This window comes from Kribbella pittospori, assembly GCF_004331465.1.
In the GTDB taxonomy this organism is placed as follows: domain Bacteria; phylum Actinomycetota; class Actinomycetes; order Propionibacteriales; family Kribbellaceae; genus Kribbella; species Kribbella pittospori.
Genome location: NZ_SJKB01000005.1, coordinates 428,931 through 452,237, shown reverse-complemented (window position 1 = coordinate 452,237; position 23,307 = coordinate 428,931). Strand labels below are relative to the sequence as shown.

The 23,307-nt window shown below is 67.7% G+C and carries 16 protein-coding genes; 10 read left to right on the top strand and 6 right to left on the bottom strand.

Annotated elements, in window-relative coordinates:
* Positions 1-343: 343 nt before the first annotated feature.
* Together E0H73_RS18935 and E0H73_RS18930 are read left to right on the top strand one after the other, a co-directional pair.
* Positions 344-2,428 (top strand): DNA gyrase/topoisomerase IV subunit B, encoded by a 2,085-nt coding sequence (locus tag E0H73_RS18935; RefSeq protein WP_131357776.1) that lies wholly within the window; start codon positions 344-346, stop codon positions 2,426-2,428.
* On the top strand, positions 2,428-3,072 hold the full coding sequence (locus E0H73_RS18930; RefSeq protein ID WP_131357773.1) for an HAD family hydrolase: 645 nt from the start codon (positions 2,428-2,430) through the stop codon (positions 3,070-3,072). The genes E0H73_RS18935 and E0H73_RS18930 overlap by 1 nt, the downstream gene beginning before the upstream one ends.
* On the opposite strand, the gene E0H73_RS18925 is transcribed toward E0H73_RS18930, so the two are convergent.
* Positions 3,041-5,035, bottom strand: a complete 1,995-nt coding sequence (locus tag E0H73_RS18925) for an MGH1-like glycoside hydrolase domain-containing protein (protein ID WP_131357770.1) — start codon at positions 5,033-5,035, stop codon at positions 3,041-3,043. The genes E0H73_RS18930 and E0H73_RS18925 overlap by 32 nt on opposite strands.
* 245 nt (positions 5,036-5,280) lie before the next feature.
* On the opposite strand from E0H73_RS18925, the gene E0H73_RS18920 reads away from it, so the two are divergent.
* From E0H73_RS18920 to E0H73_RS18895, 6 genes are all read left to right on the top strand, one after another.
* Complete coding sequence (locus tag E0H73_RS18920) at positions 5,281-6,381, top strand: LacI family DNA-binding transcriptional regulator (RefSeq protein ID WP_131357767.1); 1,101 nt, start codon at positions 5,281-5,283, stop codon at positions 6,379-6,381.
* A gap of 211 nt (positions 6,382-6,592) precedes the next feature.
* Positions 6,593-9,727, top strand: a complete 3,135-nt coding sequence (locus E0H73_RS18915) for an endo-1,4-beta-xylanase (protein WP_238164083.1) — start codon at positions 6,593-6,595, stop codon at positions 9,725-9,727.
* Positions 9,728-9,731: 4 nt separating this feature from the next.
* Positions 9,732-11,213, top strand: a complete 1,482-nt coding sequence (locus E0H73_RS18910) for an ABC transporter substrate-binding protein (RefSeq protein ID WP_165555741.1) — start codon at positions 9,732-9,734, stop codon at positions 11,211-11,213.
* Positions 11,213-12,220 carry a carbohydrate ABC transporter permease gene (locus E0H73_RS18905; RefSeq protein WP_131357764.1) on the top strand — a complete coding sequence of 336 codons (1,008 nt, stop codon included), beginning with the start codon at positions 11,213-11,215 and terminating at the stop codon, positions 12,218-12,220. The genes E0H73_RS18910 and E0H73_RS18905 overlap by 1 nt, the downstream gene beginning before the upstream one ends.
* On the top strand, positions 12,217-13,047 hold the full coding sequence (locus E0H73_RS18900; protein WP_131357761.1) for a carbohydrate ABC transporter permease: 831 nt from the start codon (positions 12,217-12,219) through the stop codon (positions 13,045-13,047). The genes E0H73_RS18905 and E0H73_RS18900 overlap by 4 nt, the downstream gene beginning before the upstream one ends.
* An 11-nt stretch (positions 13,048-13,058) precedes the next feature.
* Entirely contained in the window at positions 13,059-14,360 is a 1,302-nt protein-coding gene (locus tag E0H73_RS18895) for a Gfo/Idh/MocA family protein (RefSeq protein WP_131357758.1), read from the top strand.
* Here E0H73_RS18895 and E0H73_RS18890 read toward each other — a convergent pair.
* Positions 14,357-18,562, bottom strand: a complete 4,206-nt coding sequence (locus E0H73_RS18890; RefSeq protein ID WP_131357755.1) for an nSTAND1 domain-containing NTPase — start codon at positions 18,560-18,562, stop codon at positions 14,357-14,359. The genes E0H73_RS18895 and E0H73_RS18890 overlap by 4 nt on opposite strands.
* A 170-nt stretch (positions 18,563-18,732) precedes the next feature.
* Here E0H73_RS18890 and E0H73_RS18885 point away from each other — a divergent pair, with 170 nt between their 5' ends.
* A complete protein-coding gene (locus E0H73_RS18885; protein WP_131357752.1) occupies positions 18,733-19,059 on the top strand; it encodes a hypothetical protein in 327 nt (108 codons plus the stop codon).
* Here the strand turns inward: E0H73_RS18885 and E0H73_RS18880 are convergent.
* Positions 19,056-20,351: a pyroglutamyl-peptidase I gene (locus tag E0H73_RS18880; RefSeq protein WP_131357749.1), complete on the bottom strand. Its 1,296-nt coding sequence runs from the start codon at positions 20,349-20,351 to the stop codon at positions 19,056-19,058. The genes E0H73_RS18885 and E0H73_RS18880 overlap by 4 nt on opposite strands.
* Positions 20,352-20,600: 249 nt before the next feature.
* Between E0H73_RS18880 and E0H73_RS18875 the strand changes: the two genes are divergently transcribed.
* Entirely contained in the window at positions 20,601-21,353 is a 753-nt protein-coding gene (locus tag E0H73_RS18875; protein ID WP_131357746.1) for a carbonic anhydrase, read from the top strand.
* Here E0H73_RS18875 and E0H73_RS18870 read toward each other — a convergent pair.
* From E0H73_RS18870 to E0H73_RS18860, 3 genes are read right to left on the bottom strand one after another with little or no spacing between them, the layout of a single operon-like run.
* On the bottom strand, positions 21,346-21,990 hold the full coding sequence (locus E0H73_RS18870; protein ID WP_131357743.1) for a hypothetical protein: 645 nt from the start codon (positions 21,988-21,990) through the stop codon (positions 21,346-21,348). The genes E0H73_RS18875 and E0H73_RS18870 overlap by 8 nt on opposite strands.
* Before the next feature lie 8 nt (positions 21,991-21,998).
* On the bottom strand, positions 21,999-22,631 hold the full coding sequence (locus E0H73_RS18865; protein WP_131357740.1) for a hypothetical protein: 633 nt from the start codon (positions 22,629-22,631) through the stop codon (positions 21,999-22,001).
* Positions 22,628-23,257 carry a TetR/AcrR family transcriptional regulator gene (locus E0H73_RS18860; protein WP_131357737.1) on the bottom strand — a complete coding sequence of 210 codons (630 nt, stop codon included), beginning with the start codon at positions 23,255-23,257 and terminating at the stop codon, positions 22,628-22,630. Before E0H73_RS18860 ends, E0H73_RS18865 begins: the two co-directional genes overlap by 4 nt.
* Positions 23,258-23,307 lie beyond the last annotated feature (50 nt).

The following is a 23,307-nucleotide window of genomic DNA, read 5'->3' as shown; positions in this document are numbered from 1 at the left end:
GAGGAATCGTTTCCGATGCCGTCGATTTCTCGCGTGGCGGCGGGCGCCGGGCGTGTCTCCTTTCACTGTGCGCCATGAAGTGCTCACAGCGCGCTCATGTCCGGAATGTCGAAGACCACTCCCGGATCGAGTCCGGATCGATACCTGCCGAAACATCTTTCCTGCTGCCACGCCGTGGGTTCGGAGCGGACCAGGTGACGGATGTCCGGTACCCAGGCCGCAATCGCGGACAGCCCCGCCTGCCGGGTTTTGGGGGTCGGTCCGCATAGGCTGTGAACATGCGTTCGGACCGGCGGTCCGGCCCCGGGCGCGCAGTTGGCTTGTGAACCAGTGAAGGAGCCCAGTGGCCGCCCCGACGCCTCGCAGTACAGAGCTAGACCCGACGTACAACGCCCGCAACCTGCTCGTCCTCGAGGGACTCGAGGCGGTCCGGAAGCGGCCCGGTATGTACATCGGGTCCACCGACAGCCGCGGCCTGATGCACTGCCTGTGGGAGATCATCGACAACTCCGTCGACGAGGCCCTGGCCGGCCACGGCGACCGCATCGACGTCGTCCTGTACAAGGACGGCTCGGTCGAGGTGAAGGACCGCGCCCGCGGCATCCCGGTCGACATCGAGCCGAAGACCAAGCTCAGCGGTGTCGAGGTGGTGTTCACCAAACTGCACGCCGGCGGCAAGTTCGGCGGCGGGTCGTACAACGCCTCCGGTGGTCTGCACGGTGTCGGCGCCTCGGTGGTGAACGCGCTGTCCGCGCGGCTGGACGTCGAGGTCGACCGAGGTGGCACGGTCTGGACCACCTCGTTCCGGCGCGGTGTCGCCGGCGAGTTCGACGCCGAGGGCGCGAGCGCGAGCTTCACCCCGGCGAAGGGCCTGCGGAAGGCCGGCCGCGCGAAGAAGGGCGTCACCGGCACCCGGATCCGGTACTGGGCGGACCGGCAGGTCTTCACCCGCGACGCCGCCTTCAACTACGACGAGCTGGTCACCCGGGCGCGGCAGACGTCGTTCCTGGTGCCGGGTCTGCTGCTGGTGATCCGGGACGAGCGTGGCGACGAGGTCACCGAGGAGCACTTCAAGCACGACGGCGGGATCAGCGAGTTCTGCGAGTTCCTGGCCACCGACCAGAAGGTCACCGACGTCGTCCGGCTGACCGGGACCGGCCACTTCACCGAGACCGTCCCGATGCTCGACGACGCTGGGCACATGACGCCGACCGACGTCGAGCGGGACTTGGACGTCGATATCGCGGTCCGCTGGGGCGACGGATACGAGACCGAGGTCCGCTCGTTCGTGAACATCGTGTCCACGCCCAAGGGCGGCACGCACGTGGCGGGCTTCGAGCGGGCGCTGTCGAAGAGCTTCACCAACGCGCTGGATGGCACTCGCCTGCTGAAGAACGGCGAGGAGATCATCAAGGACGACGTACTCGAGGGTCTGACCTCGGTCGTCACGGTCCGGCTGGCCGAGCCGCAGTTCGACGGGCAGACCAAGGAGGTGCTCGGGACGCCGGCCGCTTCGCGGATCGTCGCGAAGGTGGTGCAGAGCGAGCTGGAGGCGTTCCTCACCTCGAACAAGCGCGAGCACAAGGCGCAGGCACGCGCAGTGCTGGAGAAGGTTGTGGCCGCGTCCCGGACGCGCGTGGCCGCTCGTCAGCATCGTGAGCTGCAGCGGCGCAAGACCGCGCTGGAGTCGTCGGCGCTGCCGGCCAAGCTGGCCGACTGCCGCAGCAACGACGTCGACCGGTCCGAGCTGTTCATCGTCGAGGGTGATTCGGCCCTCGGTACGGCGAAGCTCGCGCGCAGCTCGGAGTTTCAGGCGCTACTGCCGATCCGGGGCAAGATCCTGAACGTGCAGAAGGCGTCGGTCGGCGACATGCTGAAGAACACCGAGTGCGCCTCGATCATCCAGGTGGTCGGCGCCGGCTCGGGCCGCAGCTTCGACATCGAGCAGGTCCGCTACGGCAAGATCATCTTCATGGCGGACGCCGACTCCGACGGTGCCCACATCCGCTGCCTGCTGGCGACGCTGTTCTTCCGCTACATGCGGCCGCTGGTCGACGCCGGCCGGGTCTACACCGCCGTACCGCCGCTGCACCGGTTCGAGCTGACGAACCCGAAGAAGGGCCAGGACAAGTTCCTGTACACCTACAGCGACGCGGAGTACCAGCGCAAGACGGCCGAACTGATGAAGAAGGGCGTCCGCTGGAAGGAGCCACCGCAGCGCTACAAGGGTCTCGGTGAAATGGACGCCGACCAGCTGGCCGAAACCACCATGGACCCGCGCCACCGCACCCTGCGGCGCATCACCGTCGACGACGGCGAAGCCGCCGCCCAGGTCTTCGACCTCCTGATGGGCAACGACGTAGCCCCCCGCAAGGAGTTCCTGGTCCAAGGCGCCTACGAACTGGACGAGAACCGCATCGACGTCTGATGGCTCGGCTGGCCTGTTTTGATCTCGACAACACGTTGATCGATCGGGACGGCGCGTTCCTGGCCTGGGCTCGGTGGTGGGTGGAGCGGGCCGGGCTCGATGTCGGCGCGGTTGAGTGGTTGGTTGCTCAGGACAACGGTGGGTTCACGCCTCGGGGTGAGTTGTTCGAGCGGTTTCGGGAGCGGTTCGGGGTTGCGATCTCGGTTGACGAGTATGACCGGGAGCATCCGTCGTTTGCGTGGGTCGAGCCGGCCGTGGTGGAGGGGTTGGCGTCGTTGCGGACGGCGGGGTGGCGGGTGGTTGTGGTGACGAACGGTGGGGTGGTTCAGCAGAGCCGGAAGCTTGCGCATACCGGGATTGCTGATGTGGTGGACCATTGCTGCATTTCGGAGGCGGTGGGGGTGCGGAAGCCTGATGCGCGGATCTTCGCGATGGCTGCCGAGGAGGTTGGTGCGTCGCTGGAGGGCGGGTGGATGGTTGGCGATCATCCGGCGCACGACATTGCGGGTGGTATCAACGCCGGGTTACGGACGATCCGGGTCGGCAACCGTCACTCCGTCGACGTGCCGCGGGCGGATCATCAGGTCGAGTCTGTGGTCGAAGCGTTCCCGATCATCTTGGCGGGACGACCTGGCCTGGACTGACCGGGCGGCCGTCGACGGTGATCTCGGTGTGGCCGGGTGCGATCACTACATCGATCGTGTGGTCCCGGTAAGCGAGGCCGCGGAGTTCGATGGTGCCGGCGGCAACTGGGTTCGGGTTGATGTGAAGTGAGCCGTCGGGGTGTGGGCGGATGCCGGCGAGGCCGGTGAGGATGGCTTCGGCGCCCGCGAGGCCGGCGATGATGTTGATGCGGCGGCCGGTGGCGGGTGCGCCTGGCTTGTCGCAGTAGTGGTCCTGGGGAAAGTACGGGTAGTGCTCGCCCATCCAGAGCAGGCGGCGCAGGACATCCCAGGCGACCTCGGGCCGGCCCTGTTCCCACAGGGTGAGTGCGAGTTGGGGACCTTCGCCGGTGTACGCGCCGGCGCCTGACCAGTCGATGTCGGCGGTCTCGTAGTGACGTTCATCCTCGGCACTAACACTGCTGACGCCGTACTCACCGAGGAATGCGCCGGGTCGCAGCTGCTTGACCAGCGCATCGGCGACGTCAGGTGGACAGGCGCCGGAGCGCAGTACGTCGAACGCTTGGATCGAATACGCGAGTTCGGTGTGACCGTCGGGGTAGCGGCTGCGAAACCATCCCGCCTCGCTGTCCCATAGTTGCCGGATCACCTCGCTCCGGATCTGTTGCGCGGACTCCCGCAACTCGTCAGCCGGCAATGCGGCGCCTGTGACGTCGGAGAGCTCCGCCAGCGTCTCGAGTGCCCAGGCCCGCTCGCCGTTCGGACTGGCGACGACATGCTCCCAGCCCGACCCCCGCATCTCGAGCAGGTTGCTCTGGTCGCCGTAGTCCCGCAGTACGCCGGTCTGGTCGTCGGGCTGGAACCCCTTGTCGAGCGTGATCAGTACGTCGTACAGCCGGGCGACGAGTGCCGGGTCGAGGGACCGCTCGGCCGCGGCCGAGCGGGCGAGCGCCACCAGGGACCAGCCGCTGTACGCGTAGGCGACGCCGAGTCCCGTGCCGTCGGGGGCGATCGCGTAGCGGTCAGTGAGATCGGCTTCGAGCAACGACTCGATGATCGACAGCACGTCGTCGCCGAGCATCAGGCTGAGGACGTTCGGGGCGTAGCCGCCGGTGTCCCAGGCATAGGCACAGAGCGCGCCGCCGTCGAGGCCGGACGTCGCGATGAACGGCGTGGTGACGAATTCCGGGTGATCCCACCAGCACACGAGACCGCTGGCCAGCGAACGCCGGTAGTACTGCTCGAGTCCGGGAATGTCCGAGGTGACAGTCGGGAGATGACCGACAGCTTGTGCCACCCGGGACTCCCAAACGCGCAAGGTGTCGGTGGTCGGCGCATCGGTGGTGCCGACGCCGAGGGTGAACGTGACCGAGCCGTGCGGCTCGACGGTCGCGGTCAGGGCGTCATGAGTCAACGTGATGGCGTCGTCGGAGCCGGCCTCGGGCGGCACCCAGCCCCAATCGGACAGCGGGACACGGCGGGCTCGGGCAGCTGACAGCTCCGGCTCGATCACAACCTCGTGGGTGTTCCCCGTGCGGTTGCTGATCGTGAGGACGAGCTCGTAGCCGGGGGAGCCGTGCCGCGGCGTCAGCTTGGATTCGACAGCCAGCGAGACGAGCTCCCCATCGGCGTAGTGGTGGTAGGTGCCGCGCCGAGTGAGGCGGTCGGGCCGCCACGTTCCACCAGTGGGAAGCAGCCCGCGGTCGCCCGCGCCCGGCCGGGCTGCATCAACGATCGACCGCCCGTCGATCTCGAACGAGACCGTCAGCCGGCTGTCCGGGGCGGCGTACGGGGGAGCGAACCACCCACCGACCCCGCACACCGTGCCGGTCAGTTGGGTGACCGTCCCGGTGCCGCTGCCGACCCAGATCTCGGCTGGGGGTACGGCGCGGCGCAGGTCGAAGGAGAAGTCGTCGAGCGAGTACGGCGGCATGGGCGGCCTTCCGGTGACACGGGTGAACGAGCTGGCAGAGGCAATCGGCATACGCGCAATGGTTTGCGGCCGAGCACGGGTGAGAGCCGTGCCGGACCGATCCCGGCAGGTGATCCCGGCCTGCGTAGGACCGGTCCAACACGGTGGCTCGATGGTGGCACGACAACCGGTGACAGGGCAATGCCTCGCGGTGGAAACGATGGCGTACTGCCTGTTGACGTGGATCGGGCGCGCTGTTACGTTCCGGTGCACAGCCGTTGGACCAGTCCAACGGCCACGATCAAGGGAGGGGCCGGATGGCGAAGCTGACGATTCGCGACATCGCCGCGCTGTCCGGCCTGTCCAAGTCCACCGTCTCGCTGGTGCTGAACAACAGCCCGAAGGTGGACCCGGCGACCCGGCGGCACGTGCTCGCGGTGATGCGCCGGAACCGGTACGTGCCGAGCTTCGCGGCGACCGCCCTGGCCAAGGGCAGCACGCGGCTGATCGGCATGGTCGTGCCCGGCCTGTCCTGGCACATGGTTGCCTCGATCAACCTCGGGGTGGCGGCCGTGACCGAGCAGCACGGGTTCGACATCATCCTGTACACGGCGACCAACGACCGCGACTACGGCTCGCTGATCGACCGGGTCCTGACCTCGAGCATGTCCTCGGGTCTGCTCGTGGTCAGCCACGAACAGCCGCTCGAGCCGCTCGTCCAGCTCCACCAGGAGGGCATGCCCGTCGTCCTGGTGAACACCATCGATGCCGATGTGGCCCTGCCCTCGGTCACCGCCGACAACTACGACGGTGCCCGGACGGCGATGGACCACCTGATGCAGTTGGGTCACGAGCGCATCGCTTGTGTGCAAGGCCTGATGCGCTACCGGTGCTGCCAGGACCGCTACCGCGCCTACCTGGACGCTCTGCGCGAGGCCGGCATCCAGCCCGATCCCGAGCTCACCAAGCCAGGTGACTTCGTGCCCGAGCAGATCCGTGCGCGGTCCCGCGAGCTGTTCGCGCTGCCCGCCGACCAGCGCCCGACAGCGGTGTTCGCGCAGTCCGACGTCACGGCGTACGGCGTGATGACCGCGGCCGCCGAGGCGGGGCTGCGGGTGCCGGAGGACGTGTCGGTGCTCGGCTTCGACGACATCGAGTCGGCGGCACAGATCCGGCCTCCACTCACCACCATCCAGCAGCCGTTCGTCGAGATGGGCAAGCGGGCCGCCGAGCTCCTGCTGTCCGAGATCGGGACGAACGACGACGACCCCGGCACCGACGCGGAGCCGGTCGGCGAGAAGCCCTCGGCCGACCTGCCCCGTCTCGTCATGCCGACCAGCCTGATCGTCCGGGCGAGTTGCGGGCCGGTGCCCGTCACGCGCAGCCGGCGCGGACGATCCCAGACCACCAAGGCCTGATCCTCCGGATCGAGGTCCCGCCCGACCTGGCAGACGAACTGCTGGCGCTTGATCCGGCGCCGCCCACCCACAGAACCCGCGGCAGTAACCACACCGACCCCGGCCGACGGCCGTCGGGTCAGGCGATGCTGCGCGCCTTCTGGAAGGAACCCGGAGCATGAGGCCCTTTCCGCTCGCCAGAGCCAGAGTGTCCAGAAAACTGACCATCGGCATGTCCAGAAAAGTGATCATCGCAGTGGTCCTGGCCGTCGTTGCGGCGGTGGCCGTCCAGCCGGTCGCGCAGGCCGACGCAGCGCCGTTCGAGGTGCTGCCGAGCGACCCGCTCGCGAACTTCAACGAGTTCAAGAGCCTTCCCACCGACGCCACGCAGCAGGTCCCGATCACCGGGAATCCCAACTTCACCAAGGCCCTCGAGATCACCGTCCCGAACGGACCGCAGAGCCCGGGGCTCGACGGCGAGTACGAGATCACCCTCGGCGTCCCGACCGCTGCGACCGTGACCATGGGCGACGCGATGGTCGCGACCCTGTGGGCACGCTCGATCGAGCCGACCCAGGGCGCCACGACCGGTAACGCGCATCTGGTGTTCGAGACCGACGGGTCGCCGTTCAAGAAGTCGCTGAACGCGGCGATGCTGTACGGCTCGGACTGGCAGAAGTTCGAGTTCCCGTTCCGCGCGGCCGTCACCTACACGGCGGGCACAACCACCGCCGCACACTTGAACCTGTGGCTCGGGTACGGAGCTCAGAAGTTCCAGATCGCCGGGGTCTCGGTGCAGGACTGGGGGCAGGGGACACCGGCCGGCTACCCGCAGGCGACGTACGCGGGCCGCGACGCGAACGCCGCCTGGCGGGCCGACGCCAATGCGCGGATCGACCAGTACCGCAAGGGCAACCTGGCCGTCTCGGTCGTCGACCCGACCGGTCATCCGATCAGCGGTGCGACTGTATCGGCGGTGCAGCAGACGAGTGCCTTCAAGTTCGGTGCTGCATCGGACGGCGCCCGACTGATCGGCGATCCGTCCGGCGGGATCAGCGGCAACGACCTGCAGCAGTACCAGAGCAAGGCGTCGACGCTCTTCAACCAAGGGGCCCTGGGCAACAACCTGAAGTGGAACCACTGGGAGACGCCGACCGAGCGTGAGACCATCACGCTCCCGGCGCTGCAATGGATGCGGGAGCACGGGATCCGGATCCGCGGTCACAACCTGGTCTGGCCGTCGTGGGGCGTGATGCCGCCGGACCTGGTCAAGCTGCAGAACGACCCGGCCGCACTCCGGGCCCGGATCAACACCCACGTCACCGACGAGGCCTCGGCCCTGGCCGGAATCGTGGACGAGTGGGACGTGGTGAACGAACCGTACTCCGAGCACAACGTGCAGGACATCCTCGGCCCGGACGAGATCGCGTCCTGGTTCCGGCTCGCCCACCAGGCCGATCCGAACGCCGAGCTCGCACTGAACGACTACGGCATCGTCGAGAACAACGGCTGGGAGAAGCGGCACCGCGACCACGTCTACGACCTGGTCCAGTCGATGAAGTCCTCCGGTACGCCGATCGACCTGGTCGGCTTCGAGAGTCACTTCAACGGGATGCAGCTGACCTCGCCGGACGATCTGATGACGATCGTGGACCAGTTCGCCGGCCTCGGCGTGAAGGTCGCCATCACCGAGTTCGACGTGGACACCGACGACCTGCAACTGCAGGCGGACTACACCCGTGACTTCATGACCGCGATGTTCTCGAACCCGAACGTCAACCAGATCAGCAACTTCGGCATCTGGTCGAAGAACATCTACAACCCGCGCGTCGCGCTCTACAACGACGACTGGTCGCCGAAGCCGAACGGGCTGGTCTGGGAAGACCTGATCAAGCGCCAGTGGCACACCAGCGTGAACGGGCAGACGACCGCCGCCGGAACGTTCGGCACCCGCGGCTTCCTCGGTGACTACCTGGTGACGGTCACCGTCAACGGCATCTCGAAGCAGGTGAAGGTCGCGATGCCGACCACCGCCGGCGCCTCGGTGAAGGTCATCGCCGACGGAGTCGCCACGACCGTCCGCACCGACACGCCCAACCCGATCGGCGACGGCGACTTCGAGAGCGGCACGCGCGGCTGGACCTCGCTCGGCACCGGCCCTGGTACGGCGGCGAACGCGCACACCGGACACACCGCGCTGGCGCTCGAGCCCGGATCGGGCGTGACGCAGAACATCACCGGTCTCACCCCCGGCACGAGCTACCTGCTGTCCGGGTGGGGGAGGCTCAACGCCGGCGGCACCCAGTGCTACGTCGGTGTGCGCGGCGGAGCCACCGCGGGTACGCCGACCTTCCAGTACGCGCTCACGTACGCCGACGAACGCGCCTACACACAGAAGCTGGCGGCCTTCACTCCACCGACCGGGACGAAGTGGGTCCAGGCGTTCGCCTGGTCCAACCCCAACCCGACCTCGGCCCAGTGCACACTCGACGACCTCGCGATCACTCCGACGGACGGCACCCCGCCACCGGCTCAGGGTCCACCGGCCATCGCGCCGACTCTGCCGACTCCGTCGGTGTTGGGGAACGGAAGTCTGGAATACCAGTCGGCCACGACGGGGTGGTACTGCCTCGGCAGCTGCACCCTGAAGAACGCATCGACGACCCCGCACTCCGGTAGCGGCGACCTGTCGGTGACCGGTCGTGAAGCGGCCTGGGCCGGCCCGGCCCAAGGCGTTCCGGTCACCAACGGGGGACTCTACGATTCGTCGGCCTGGGTCCGGCTGGCCAGCGGATCGGACACTGCCATGGTCAGTCTGAAGCTGACCACGTCGACCGGATCAACGACGATCCGGCTCGGCTCGGCACCGGTCACCTCGACCGGGTGGACGCGGATCTCGGCCGCCAACACGAACGTCTCCTGGACCGGCACGCTGACCAAGGCCGAATGGTGGATCAGCACGACGACAGGCGCCGGCAACCTGCTCGTCGACGACGCCTCCTTCGCGCCGATGGCCAAGACCGTCGCCAACCCGCCCGCCGGCCCAGAGGAGACCGCGTTCAACCCGGTGCAGCCGACCGCTGCCTGCGTCGTACGCAACGTTGCCGACGGCACCTACACGGCGTACTTCGGCTACTCGAACGCCAACAACTACTACATCCCGGTTCCGGTCGGCAGCGACAACTTCTTCAGCCCCGGCCCGTCCGACCGTGGCCAAACCGTCTCGTTCCTGCCCTTCCAGCGCCCGCGTCGCGTCGCGGTCACCTGGGACGGCAGTCCACTCACCTGGCGGCTCGGCTCCCTGACCCAGACCGCCTCGTCCACGTCTCCGGCGTGCGGCGCGGCTGCCAGTACTCATCGGAGGTAATGCAATGTCATCCCGCATCTCACGACGGACCCTGCTCCGGGGCGCAGCCGCTGTGGCCGGCGCCGGCGCGGCCGGCGCACTGGCCGGCTGCTCGTCGGACGACAACAGCGGCAGCACCGGCTCGAAGGCCCAGACCACGATCACCTACTGGGACTGGTACGCCAGCCAGGCCGGGTGGGTGGACAACGAGATCAAGCTGTTCCAGCAGGCGCATCCGGGGATCGCGGTCAAGAAGACCACGCAGGTCAGCGACAAGTACGCCGACCTGGTCTCGCTGGCCTACCGCAGCAACAACCCGCCGGACATCCTGATGATCCCGAAGAGCCCGCAGCTCAGCCAGCAGATCACGCAGGACTGGCTGCTGCCGGTGGACAAGTGGGCGACGAAGGACTGGCAGTCCCGGTTCCCGCAGAGCAGCTTCGTCGAGGGCGTCGACATGTTCGACGGCAAGATCTACACGGCTCCGTTCGCGGCGCCGGCGCCGTCCCTGCAGCTCTACATCCACCACAAGGTGTTCAAGGACGCCGGACTGACCGAGTCCGACGGCAGTGTGAAGCTGCCCAAGACCTGGGACGACGTGACGCACGCGGCCGAGGCGATCGCGTCGAAGAGCGGCGGCAAGGTCGCGCCGTTCGGGTTCGGCAACTCGACGAACACGACCCTGGCCTGGTGGCTCGATCTGTTCGTCCGCGGCGCCGGCTCGCCCGGCGGTGCCGCCGTCGGCGGGATCGACGGGATGGACTACCGGGTCGGCCAGTGGACGTTCGGCACCGACCGGAACTACGCCGACGTGATCAACCTGCTGCTGGAGTGGAAGAACAAGAACTGGTTCTACCCGAACTCGATGAGCATCTCGGACGAGCAGGCCCGGGCGTTCTTCGAGCGCGGCCGGTTCGGGATGACGATCGGCGGTGTCTGGAACCAGCCGGAGTGGACCGAGCACAAGTTCACCGACTACAGCCTGGTCACGCTGCCCGCGCCGGACGGCAACCCGAAGGCGCTGTTCTACGGGCCGCCCGGCGGCAAGTTCGTCGCCGTGTCGTCGAAGTCCAAGCACGCCGACGAGGCGTGGGCGTGGTTCGACTGGCTGTACAGCAAGGACGCCGGCAAGCGCTGGGTCGAGCAGGGCCAGGGTCTGTCGGTCTACGCGGACAACAACGACCCGAAGGGCGTCACCTTCGCACCCTTCGCGCAGTACGTCGCGATGTCCGGGGCGGCTGTGGTCGGTCCGCAGCCCACGATCCGCAATCCACAGCTGACCAAGCTCGAGTTGCCCGCGGTGAAGCCGGACATCAACGACGTCCTGTCGGGTATCTGGACCGGGCAGCTGAAGGACGTCCAGGGCACGCTGACGTCGCTGACCGACAAGATGAACCAGGCGCTGTCCGACGCGGTGAAGAAGGTCGGCACCGGTGCGAACCTGAAGGACTTCGCCTTCCCGGACTGGGACCTGACCAAGCCGTACACCACCAAACCGGGCGCCTGATGGTTGTGACCGTCAGCGTCCGCGAGGACGTCGCCACGGCCGAGCCGCCCCGCTCGGCCGGCCGGCGGCGGGCGCGACGCCGGACGTACCTGTGGTCGTACGTCTACCTGGCCCCGATGATGGTGTTACTGCTCGCCTTCGTGGTGTACCCGATCGTGGCGTCGCTCGGGTACACGTTCTACAAGTGGGACGGGATCGGCGACCCGTCCGACTTCGTCGGGCTGGACAACTTCCGGCAGATCGTGCACGACAACATCTTCTGGCGCTCACTCGGCCACACCTTCGTGTACGCCGCCTTCGTCGTACCGATCCAGCTGATCCTGGCGTTGGCGCTCGCGCTGGTGCTGAACAACAAGCGGCTGCGGTTCGCGTCGTTCTACCGCACGTTGTTCTTCCTGCCGGTGGTGACGTCGGCGGCGGTGATCGGTGTCGTGATCCAGTTGCTGGTGTCGAACTTCGGCGACTCGATCAACGACCTGCTGCTCAAGCTGCACGTGATCGACCAGCACGTCGACTGGCTGGGGGACCCGCACTTCGCGCTGGCGATCATCATCCTGGTCGGGATCTGGCACACGTTCGGGTACAACCTCGTGTACTTCCTGGCCGGCTTGCAGACGATCCCGGACGAGCTGTACGAGGCGGCCCGGCTGGACGGCGCCGGTCCGCTGGCGACGTTCCGGTACATCACGATCCCGATGCTGCGAGCTGTCGGTGTGGTGATCGTGATCCTGGCGGTGATCGGGACGTTCCAGATCTTCGACCTGGTCCAGGTGCTGACCAGCGGTGGGCCGTACTTCTCCACCGAGGTCGTGAACACCTACATCTACCACTTGGCCTTCGGTGGCAGTAACGCGAACGCGGTGCAGCCCAACATCGGTCTGGCGTCGGCCGCGTCGTTCATCTACGGCGTCCTGCTGATCGTGTTCTCGGTCGTGCAGGTCCTCGTACTGCGCTCGCTGGCGCGGCGTCGTGGAGCAGAGGGCAGATCAACAGGAGGAAAGTCATGACGCGCCGCCGGGTGGTCACGGTGATGACCCATGTCGCCCTGCTGGTCAGCGGTCTGGCCTGGCTCTACCCATTGTTCTGGGCGCTGGGCAGTTCGCTCAAGGGCGACGACGACTTCTTCAGCGAGGGGCTCAACCCGATGCCCTCGCATTTCCTCTGGGCGAACTACCTCGACGCGTGGCGCGAGGCGTCGTTCGGCAGGTACTTCCTGAACACTTTAGTGATCACCCTCGGGACGGTGGTGGTCACTTTAGTAGTCACTTCCACCGCAGGGTATGTACTTGCGCGTACACGCTTCCCTGGTCGCGGCTTCTGCCTCGGGCTGGTGTCGGCGACGCTGTTCCTGCCGCACGGCTACACGATCATTCCGGTGTTCGACCTGATGCAGCGGCTGCACCTGCTGAACAGCCTGTGGTCGGTGATCATCGTGCAGGCGTCCGGCGGCGTGGTCTTCGGGACGTTCCTGTTCATGGGCTACTTCATGGCCATCGACCGTGAGCTCGAGGACGCGGCCCAGGTCGACGGCGCGAACTTCCACCAGACGTTCGCGCGGATCATGCTGCCGCTGTCCGGCCCGATGCTGGCCACGGTCGGGTTGTTCACCGCGATCAGTGCCTGGAACAGCTTCTTCATCCCGCTGGTCTTCACCCTCGGGCGGCCGGAACTGCGGACGCTGGCGATCGGCATGTACGCGTTCATCGGCGAGAACTCGACCGAGTGGACGCTGCTGTGCGCCGGCACGGTGATCACGCTGGCGCCGATCATCCTGCTCTTCCTGCTCCTGCAACGCTTCTTCGTCAACGGCCTGGCCGGCGCGGTCAAGCAATAGGAGGACTCTGTATGCCCACCCCCGTACGGACCGCGATCGTCGGCACCGGCAACCGTGCCCAGCTGTTCACCGAAGGGCTGGCCAAACGCGACGGGTACGACGTCGTGGCGCTGTGCGACCCGAACTCGGTGCGGATGGCGTTCCACAACCGGATGCTGCTGGCCGCCGGTCGCCGGCCCGCCCACCAGTGGCCACCGGCCAGGTTCGACGAGATGATCCGGGTCGAGCGGATCGAGCTGCTCGTGGTCACGACGGTCGATGCCACGCACAACCGCTACATCGAGGCCGCACTGCGTGCCGGTGTCCGGGTGATCAGCGAGAAGCCGATGACCACCGACGCGACCAAGGCGCAGAGCATCCTGGACGCGGTCCGGGAGACCGGTGGCGAGCTGGCGGTGGCGTACAACTACCGCTTCAATCCCGTCCACCGGAAGGTCCGTGAGCTGTTGGCCGGCGGCGCGATCGGCGACATCCACTCGGTGCACTTCGAATGGCTGCTGGACGTGTCGCACGGCGCGGACTACTTCCGCCGCTGGCACCGCGACAAGGCGAACTCCGGCGGCCTGATGGTGCACAAGGCGAGTCACCACTTCGACCTGGTCAACTGGTGGCTCGGCGCGGAGCCTCGGATCGTCTACGGCCAAGGCCAGTTGGCGTTCTACGGGCCTGACCACAAGCACGGGTACGCACGGGACTATGCGCGAGCTCACGGGTCGGAGACGTCGCTCGATGATCCGTTCGCCTTGCATCTGGCGGACAACGCGACGCTGAAGGAGCTGTACCTCGACGCCGAGGTCGAGGACGGCTACTACCGGGACCGCAACGTCTTCGCACCGGGCGTCACGATCGATGACGACATGGCGCTGCTGGTTTCCTACGACAGCGGTGCGTCGATGAGCTACCACCTGACCGCATACTCGCCGGCCGAGGGTTATCGGGTGATGTTCAACGGATCGGGTGGCCGACTCGAACTGAATGTCGAAGAGTCGACATGGACGACGCCGCACCTGCGCGTTGCGTCGGCCCGTGGAGCCGTTCACGGCGACCTTGCAGCACCCACCGCCGGCCAGACGAGCATCACCCTGCGGCCGCTGTGGTCACCGCCCGAGGACCACACAGTCGACCACGATCACGCCGGCCATGGCGGAGCCGATGCCCGCGTGCTCGCAGCACTGCTGGACGACGACCCCACGCACGCAGCGGATGTCGCCGACGCCCGGCAGGCCGCGCTGGCCCTGGTCACTGGCCTGGCCGCGAACCGGTCGTTCGAGACAGGACTGCCGGTGCGGACCAGCGACGTACTCGATCTCTAAGGGCACGTCTGCTGGTAGGGACGGTCGGGGAAGGTCTGGTTCCATTCGCCGGCCGTCAGGTTGCGCCCTGCCATCGTGCACGCCTGCGCGAGGGTATGGGCGCTACTGGTGTCCCATCGGTAGAGCTTCCCGTCGTACGACGAGATGGAGACGACCTCGCCACCTCGACCGAAGCGCGCGGTAGCGGGGATCGGGTCGGCTTCTGTACTGGTCGCAACCGTGAGCAGATTGTCCAGCGTCCGGGCGTCCCACACGGTGACAGTGCCGTCGGCGGCGCCGGACACGAGACGCTGTCCGTCCGGGGAGAAGCGGATGCTGACTCCTTCGGCCTTGTGGCCGCTGGATGGCGCGACCTTGAGTGCACCGGAGGCGGCGTCGAGGGTGAAGACGCCATCGGTGCCTGTGCCCGCGATCGTGCGACCGTCGGGCGAGTACGCCGCGGAGTTCGCCCAGGTCGGCAGTTTGTCCCGTCGGATGATCTCACCGGTCGCCGAGCGGACGATGGCCCAGGACATGGTGGCGCCCCGCAGTCCCTCTTCGAACAGGACGGTGGTCGCTCCGTCCGGGGACGACGCGGTGCAGCAATCCGCCACGAAGCCGGGTACGTCGCGGATCCGGCCGAGCTCCGGATCGAAATAGTGGCTGCCGTCGTGGCTGCCGACGACGATGCGGTTTCCGTGGTCGATGAAGGCGACCGACAGCGCCTCTATCGGATGCGTGGCCAGGACCTTGCCGGACCGGGCATCGACGGTCGCGATCTCGTCGAAGCCGTGCACGACGAGCCGCCGGCCGTTCGGATGCCAGGACGCAGGTGCATAGGCTTGTCGCTGCACCTCGAAGCCGAGCCGGGTCGGCTTCGAGACCTGGCCGGTGGTCGCGTCGGCGATGCTCAACCACGACGAGCCGGCTTCGTCCCAGAAGTACGCCGTCCGCACGCCGTCGTCCGAGGCAAGGACATGGGTGTAGCGGCGAGTCGGCACCATCTGGGTCCAGCGCAGGTACCGCTGCTGCCCGCCGAGATCGTAGGCACGCAGCATGCCCGCGTCGCCGGCCGTGTACAGCGTCCGTCCATCCGGACTGAGCGCGACTCCCCACGAGACCTCCGCAGTACGCCAGCGTTGCGTCGCCTGTCCCGTGGCCAGGTCCCAGATGACGACCTCGCCCCCGTAGTGAGCCGTGGCCAACAGCTTGCCGTCGGCAGAGAAGGCAGCGTCGCGTGGTGGGTCGTTGGAAGTCCGCAACGCCCAGACGGTCTTCCCGGTGCGCGCATCGACGACGGTTGTCGTGGTCCGCTCGGTACGGACCGGGCCGGGATGCAGGTAGGCGAGCAGCTCACCGTTCTTCGAGGTTTCCACGATGGGCAGACCGATGCTCGGGGTGACCACTGGATCTCCCTTGAGATCGGGTCGCTGCCAGACCTCCCGGCCGGTGGCCACGTCGGACGCAGTGAGCGGCCAGGACCGGTAGACCGTCCGGCCGTCGGGGCTGGCGACAGCTCGCTGCGGCCCGATGCTGAGATCGACCCTCCGGGGCTGTCGATCGAGTGCGCCGACCTCCCAGACCAGGGCGAACGCCGCGTCGCTGTTCGGATCTCGCGCTCCTGCCACGAGGTGGCGACCGTCTGCGCTGAAGGCGAGATTGTTCAGCTGCGGTCGGTGGATGCCTCGGAAGACGGGCTGTGGCTGCACCGGCTCGAGCGTGTCGGCGCGGAGCACACGGATCGGCCAGGTCGGGTCGATCGGATTCATGAAGTTGTCCACCGCGATCGCTGCGATCAGACTGCCGTCCGGACTGAACCAGGCACGGGTGAAGACGACCGCGTCGTCAGGGACCGGGGACAAGGCGTACGAGTCGAGCACCCGGCCCGACCGAGAGTCGTACAGCTGAATGGTGGCCCGGTTGTCGCCGGCGACGATCCTGGTGCCGTCGGGGGAGACGTCGACGTTCTCGGTCCGGCCCAGCGGTGCGCTGATCGATCGGATCAGGGACGGATGCCGGTTGATCGCAGCCACCAGATTGGCCCGCGTGTCGGGGGAGTCGTCGAAGCGGACGCCTTGCGCGGCCAGCAGGAGGGACGGGCTGATGTCCTCGGTGACGAGCGCCCGAGCACCCACCTGGCGCGCCAGTTCGCGGTCCGCGGCGACTTCGGCGCGCCCTGCCTGGCGTACGGCGACCAGCCCGGCGACGATCGCACCGACCAGCAGGACCGCCCCGGCGGCGAGTGCGGCGCGGAGGCGACGGTTGCTCCTGGTCTGGAGCCGCGCCGTGGTCTCGGCCGCACGGAGCTCGGTCCCGGAGAGTCGCTTGCTTGCGGCAAGGAAGTCCTCCTCGGTCGCGGTCAGCGTCGGCGTCGCACGCTCCTTCCAGTCCAGCGCCTTGGCCAGGCGCACACCGCGGTAGAGCTCGCTGGCGGGCCGGTCGAGGTTGTTCCACGCGTCGGCAGCGACCGCGAGATGGTGCAGGATGCGCCGGCCGTCCAGGTCGTCCTCGAGCCAGCCGCGGAGCCGGGGCCAGGCCCGAACCAGCGACTCGTGGGCGATCTCGACGACGCCGGCGTCGCTCGTCAGCAGCCGCGACGCGACCAGCAGGTCGATCATCTGATCGTCCTCCGGACGTGTCACGACCACCCGACGCGGCAGGCGGCTGCGGATCGGTTCGCCCTCCGGTCCGGGCACGACCAGGCGCAGCAAGAGGCCGTGCAGGACCGTGCGTTGCTCCGGTGAGATCCGCTCGTGGACATGTTCGGCCGACTGAGCGACCGCACTCCGGATACCGCCCGAGGCGTTGTAGCCGGCGACCGTGAGAGTGCGTCCCTCGCGACGTTGCCAGGTCTCGCGTAAGGCGTGTGACATCAGTGGCAACGCGCCGGGTTGGTCTGCGACTTCGTTGACGAGCAGGTCGACCAGGCCGGGCTCGACGACCAGCGATGCCAGGCGGGCAGGCTCCTCGATCGCTGACCGCAGGTCGTCCTCTGTCATACCCGACAGCAGGTAGAGGCCACGCTCCACGAGACGGGCGAAGGCCGGAGACGCCGAGACGTCGGCCAGCCGGTCGGTGCGGATCGAGATGATCAGCGGTGCCTCACGTGCTGCCAGTGCGTTCAGGAAGGCGACTCGCTCGTCGCCGTCCTGGCACAGCGAGAACACCTCCTCGAACTGGTCGACGACAAGGACCGGTGCCGCCGTACCGGACACGGCTGCTGTCAGCGCTGCGACCGGATGTGGCCCCGGCGTCATCACGACGACCTGCCGGCCGTCGCGGCGCAGTGTGGCGGCGACGCCGGCCCGGATCAGTGAGGACTTGCCACAGCCGGACGGTCCGGCCACCGCGAGCACCGAGACGTCGCCGAGTCTGCGAAGGCAGGCCGCGATGTCGGAGTCACGACCGAAGAAGGTGTCGGCATCGTCGACGTCGTACGGTTTGAGGCCTGGATACGGGCACTCGGGGCTCGGCTCCGGCAGGGCAGTGTCCGCGACCAGCGACGGGTCCTGACGCAGGATCGCCTGCTCGAGGGCGTTCACTTCGGCGTTGGGATCGAGACCGAGATCGTTGTGCAGTACGGCCTTCAACCGGTGGATCGTCCGCAATGCTTCGCCCTGACGGCCGGACCGGTACTGCGCTGTGGCGAGCAGGACCCAGCGTCGTTCACGCAACGGCGCCTCGGTCACCATCGCCCGCGCCTTGGCGAGGACCTGGTCGTGCCGGCCGGATCGCAGCGCCGACTCGACGTACAACTCGTCGGCCGTGTGCCGCAACTCGATCAGCCGGGAGGCCTCGATGCGGGCGGTGTCCCATCCGTCCAGTTCCGTGAGGGGCCGGCCACGCCACAAGGTGAGAGCGTCGGCGAGAACCATCGCCGACCGCTCGGGTTCGTCCGACGCGAGCAACGCCCGGGCCCGGATGACCGCACGATCGAAGCGCTGGGCGTCGATCTCGTCGAGCGGCACGGCCAGCCGGTAGCCGAGCGGCAGCGTCTCGATCGCATGCGTGCCGAGGACCTTGCGGATCCGGACCACGCACCCCTGGACGACCTTCTGCCATGACGGCGGCGGCCGCTCACGCCACAGCACGTCGGCGAGTTGCTCGGCGCTGACCACGTCCCCCGGGTGCACGGCCAGCGCCGCGACCACGACCCGGTCACGGCGCCCGAGGATCTTCTGGTCCCCTTCGACCGATACCGGTCCGAGTACGTCGATGCCCACCTTCCGACTGTCAGCCTCGCTCGCCGACCCGTCAATGCCGGCGTTACCGCCGTGATACCGCCCTGCGACGCCGCGATACCGCTGTGGGCGACAACGGGACTACCAGGCGTACGGCGTACCTGGACCGCGGCGAGCGGTTCCGCCGGACGCCAGGACAAGGAGACGGAATCATGAAGCACCGCAGCATCGCGATCGCAGTCGTTCTCTTCGGCATCGCCCTCGGAACGGCCGCGCCGGCGACGGCCAGTCCGTGGGAACCGAACCGAACGCAGACACAACAGGTCGATCCCTGGCCTGACGAAGGCACCGGTTATCCGGGATACGCCGACCCCACTCCCGCGCCGGCGCCGCCCGAATCGGTTGGTCGAACCACTGCTCTCGACACCAACTCCGTCGCGCTGGGCGCATTGGGTGGCATCTCCCTGGGCGCGGTCGCGCTCGGCGTCACACTGATCGTTCTACGCCGACGCGACCAGCACGGCCTGTCAGAGTCCTAGCGCAGGGCTTGGCGGAGTACGGCGTGGGCGCCGCGGACGATGTCTTCACGGTTGGTCTCGTACGTCGGGTCGGTGATCTCGGTTTTGTTGGCGGGGTCGAACGAGAGGACCGGGACGTGCAGATGACCGGCCGGCATCGACGGGTCGAGCAGGTCCCGCTGGAGGGTGTTGCGGTAGGCAACCTCGTTCGACAGGTACCCGCCGCCGGTGCCTTCGGACGCGATCGAACCGGGTGTCGGACCCAGCGGCTGCCGGACCGGCGCGGTCTGCCCGGCCGGGATCTCCAGCACCGAGGTGTTCACGCGGGTCCGGAACGGCGTCACGTCGGCCTGCGCCATGCGTGCCAGCGGGAGGCTCGAGGTCAGCCACTCCGGGCCGGCTGGCATGCTGGGCGAGACGACCGGGGCGTTGATGGTGCCGCCACCCCAGAGGTTGTTGTTGTCACCGATCGAGCTGACCGACCGCCGCCGGCCGTTGTAGACCTCGAGGTCGAAGACGCCGACCCGGCCCTGGCTGGCCGTCATCACCAGATCCGCGTGCTGCGGGCCGGGGCGGTAGTGCGGGGCGAGCGCGTTCTCGACCATGCTCTCGTCGAAGTCGGTGTAGCGGACCGGGAACATCACGGTCTGGATCTGGTACGTCGTGCCGTTGATCGTCCAGCGCTGCCCGTCCAGCGTGAGTGCGTTCGCTCCCGACGGGTTGCCGATCCGGATGTCCGCGTCGAGCGTGAACGGATCGAAGCCGGTGACCAGGATCTTCCGTACGCCGGGGGAGAAGGCGCTGCCCGTGATGCCCCGTGAGGTGTATTCGAGTGATCGGATCAGGTCGGCGCGTTCCGACGTACCGAGGCCGAAGCGCGGTTGCCACTGGCGGAGGGCCAGGGCCATCGAGAGCCTGGCCCAGTACAGGCCGCGGTCGTCGGTGGCGGGCAGTGCATCGGTGCCGGTGACCGGATGTTGGGCGCGGTGAGTCGCCGTACGCCAGAGAGCCTCGCCCTGGGCGTGGACGAGGATCGCGGCGGCCTGTGGGTTCGGCATCGTGCAGAGCAGGCGAGTGAAGAGCGCGACCTGATGGTCGAAGCCGGATCGCTGCAGGATCTGGGCCGGGACCGACGGACCGCCGGCGACGCCGTTGTCCAGTCGTTGCTCCTCGACGCTGCCGGTGACGGACTGGTCGAGGCAGCCGGTGACGACGGGCGCGGCGTGCACGGTGGGCGCGCCCGAAAGCACAGTGGTGAGGGCCAGGGCGCCGACGAGCAAGGAACGGGAGAATGAGCTGGGGCGGAGTCTCATAAGGGGTATCTATCAGATTTCGGCCCGGGAACCGAGAGATCCGAACATGTCGCGGGTATTGCAGACTGTATGCAATCAGCTACCTTCGGAACAGGCGGCGTCGCCCCACGCCGCGGTCCTGTGAGGAGCTTTCCGTTGAACACACCGTCGCAGAACACGCCATCCCTGCGTACGCCGTCCCTCAGCACGCTGTCCTTGAGTCGGCCGTCCGTCAGCGTGCCGTCCCGGAGTCGGCCGTCGCGTCGTTGGATGCTGGGATTGCTGGCGGCCGGAGCCACCGGTGCGGTCCTCACCGGCTGTGCGGACGACGCCTCGCCCGAGGTGACACCTGCCGCCGAGCAGATCGCCGGTGGGACGTTGCCCCCGACAACTGGTCCGACACCCCCCGCGTCTCCGTCAGCTCCGTCGGCTGTTGTCGATGGCAACCAGGCGATGCGGCGGCTCCTGGAGGGCAACGCGCGCTTCGTCGCGGGCAGGGACGAGGAACTCGACGAAGGGATCGCGCGGCGGGTCGCGGTGAGCAAGGCGCAGCACCCGTTCGCGACCGTGCTCGGGTGCGTCGACTCCAGGGTCCCGATAGAGCTCGTCTTCGATCAAGGGCTCGGCGATCTGGTCGTCGTACGCAGTGCTGGCGAGGCGCTCGACCACTCCGTCACCGGCAGCGTGGAGTTCGGTGTCGCGGAGCTGCACACTCCTCTGCTCGTCGTCCTGGGTCATCAGCGCTGTGGAGCGCTCGACGCAACGATCAAGGCGCTGGACTCGGAGCAGCGGACGGCCGAGGCCGGTGAGCTCGGGTACATCGTCGACACGCTCGCGCCGGCCGTCCGTCAAGTCGCCAGGAAGCCGGGCGACCGCCTGACCAACGCCGTCCATGCGAACGTCGACCTGGTGCTGGCCAAGCTGCGCCAGTCGCCAGTGATCGGCCCCCTGGAGAAGTCCGGCAAGGTCAAACTCGTCGGCGCGTACTACGAACTCGACACCGGCAAGGTGCACGTCAGTTAGGCCGAGCCTGGAACAGCGGCAGGAGATAGCGCACCCAGACGGCGTGCTGGATGAGGAGCAGCGCGACCCACCCCACAGCCGGAACCAGCGCACGGATCCACCACGCCAGCCGGTTGACCAGTAGCGCCATCACGAGCATCACGATCCCGGTCAGGACGCCGGGTATGAGTGTTGCCCAGATCTGTTCGTGCAGTGGCCAGCACGAGTCGTAGAAGCAGCCTTCGCTGGGGCCCATGAAGTAGAAACCGTTGGCGAGGAGGCTGGTCGCAACCGCCCAGAAGACGACCACCAGCCCACCGATGCCCTGGGCAACAGCACCTCGCACAGAACCATGTCCAGCCAGTCGGCTGATCGGCAGTCCGGTGATCGCGATCAGGACCAGTGAACTGATCAGCGCCCACACGAGCCACCCACCGTCGATGCTTGACCCCCGAGGCGTGCGCCAATGGCCCAGCTGGCTCGGATCGACCTGCGGTAGCGCGTCAACGAAGACGAGGCCGGCGATGCCGACCAGGATCAGGCCGAGCACACCGACGACCAGGAGCGCGGCTTCGGTCCATCGCCACCGTCGAGTGGCAGTCGGCTCTTCCCGTGGACGCGCCGCCGGCGGTTCTGTGTCTTCGGCAGGCTCCGGCAAGTCGACCGTCACCTTGGCGGGCCCTGGAAGATGTCCAGCAGGTACGACGTCCAGACCGCGTGCTGGATCAGGACAGTGCCGAGCCACACCACGACCGGGACGAGCGCTCGGATCCACCACGCCAGCCGGTTGACCAGGCACGCCATCACGATCATCGCGATCGCGGTCAGCGCGCCTGGTGCGAGGGTCGCGGCCGTCTGTTCGTGCATCGGCCAGCAGGATGCATAGGTGCAAGGCTCGTTGAGGTGGAGGCTGAGAATCGTTGCGCCGACGAGAGCCCAGAAGCCGACAGCCAGCCCACCGAGGCCCTGGGCAACTGCACCCGGGAGTGAACCAGTGCCGGTCGGGCGCCGAACGGGCAGGCCGGTAACGAGGATCAGCAGCAGTCCGGAGATCAGAGCGTTGATGATCCATCGGGGGTCGATCCCGCCCGGTCGACCCACATAAACAGGCCCGACCTGTCGGGGATCGACTTGTGGCAGGTACTCCAGGAGGACGAAAGTCGGGTACGCGAGGCAGATCAGCCCGAGGGCGCCGATCAGCAGGAGTGCGGCTTCGCTCCATCGCCGCAGCCGGGTGGCAGTCAGCACTTCCCGTGGCTGCGGCGCCGGGAGTTCCGGCTCGTTGACTTCGGCGGTCACGCGCAGAGCTGGGTGCGGAGAGTCTGATTGGCCCACTTGACCCAGTGGTCGTGGGACCAGCCGCGGTCGCGGACGAAGAGCAGGTAAAGCTCGGGGCTGAGAATGCCGTAGAGGAGGTCGGCGGCCTCGTCGACGGTCAGGCCTCTGCGGCGGCCCGCCTTGGTGACGAGGGCCTCCGCGGCTGCGCGTTGTACGACGTACCGCAGGTCCTCGTCCTGTGGCCAGAGAGCGGAGACCTCCGGATCGTTCGCGGCGGCGGCTTCGAGGACGCGCATGATCGGTGCGACGCGGGCGAGGACGGCGGTGGAGCCGGGGACGTACTCGGCCAGCATGTCGGGGGCGGTGCGCATTGCCACCGCGTCAGTGAACCATGGGCGGTCCATGGTCGCGACCGGCTCGGTGTCGCCGGCGATCGTGACGTCGACAAGTTCCTTCAGCAGGGCGCGTTTGTTGCCGAAGACGAAGTAGATCGTTTGCACCGCGACACCGGCTCGGTCGGCCACGTCCTGGAGGTTGGTCGCGCCGTATCCGTCGGTGACGAACAGGTCCGTCGCGGCCTGGATGATCCGGCGGCGGGTCTCCTGTGCCTTCTCGGCCCGCTTGTTTGGTCGCTTGACAACGGTCATGACTAGAGTCTATCTCTAGATTCGTTCGCTATAAGTCAACTCTAGAGAAA

Excerpts from the sequence above, each read along its gene's own strand:
- E0H73_RS18930 (WP_131357773.1), top strand. The coding sequence starts at position 2,428 with ATGGCTCGGCTGGCCTGTTTTGATCTCGACAACACGTTGATCGATCGG.
- E0H73_RS18925 (WP_131357770.1), bottom strand. The coding sequence starts at position 5,035 with ATGCCGATTGCCTCTGCCAGCTCGTTCACCCGTGTCACCGGAAGGCCG.
- E0H73_RS18920 (WP_131357767.1), top strand. The coding sequence starts at position 5,281 with ATGGCGAAGCTGACGATTCGCGACATCGCCGCGCTGTCCGGCCTGTCC.
- E0H73_RS18915 (WP_238164083.1), top strand. The coding sequence starts at position 6,593 with ATGTCCAGAAAAGTGATCATCGCAGTGGTCCTGGCCGTCGTTGCGGCG.
- E0H73_RS18910 (WP_165555741.1), top strand. The coding sequence starts at position 9,732 with ATGTCATCCCGCATCTCACGACGGACCCTGCTCCGGGGCGCAGCCGCT.
- E0H73_RS18905 (WP_131357764.1), top strand. The coding sequence starts at position 11,213 with ATGGTTGTGACCGTCAGCGTCCGCGAGGACGTCGCCACGGCCGAGCCG.
- E0H73_RS18900 (WP_131357761.1), top strand. The coding sequence starts at position 12,217 with ATGACGCGCCGCCGGGTGGTCACGGTGATGACCCATGTCGCCCTGCTG.
- E0H73_RS18895 (WP_131357758.1), top strand. The coding sequence starts at position 13,059 with ATGCCCACCCCCGTACGGACCGCGATCGTCGGCACCGGCAACCGTGCC.
- E0H73_RS18885 (WP_131357752.1), top strand. The coding sequence starts at position 18,733 with ATGAAGCACCGCAGCATCGCGATCGCAGTCGTTCTCTTCGGCATCGCC.
- E0H73_RS18880 (WP_131357749.1), bottom strand. The coding sequence starts at position 20,351 with ATGAGACTCCGCCCCAGCTCATTCTCCCGTTCCTTGCTCGTCGGCGCC.
- E0H73_RS18875 (WP_131357746.1), top strand. The coding sequence starts at position 20,601 with ATGCTGGGATTGCTGGCGGCCGGAGCCACCGGTGCGGTCCTCACCGGC.
- E0H73_RS18860 (WP_131357737.1), bottom strand. The coding sequence starts at position 23,257 with ATGACCGTTGTCAAGCGACCAAACAAGCGGGCCGAGAAGGCACAGGAG.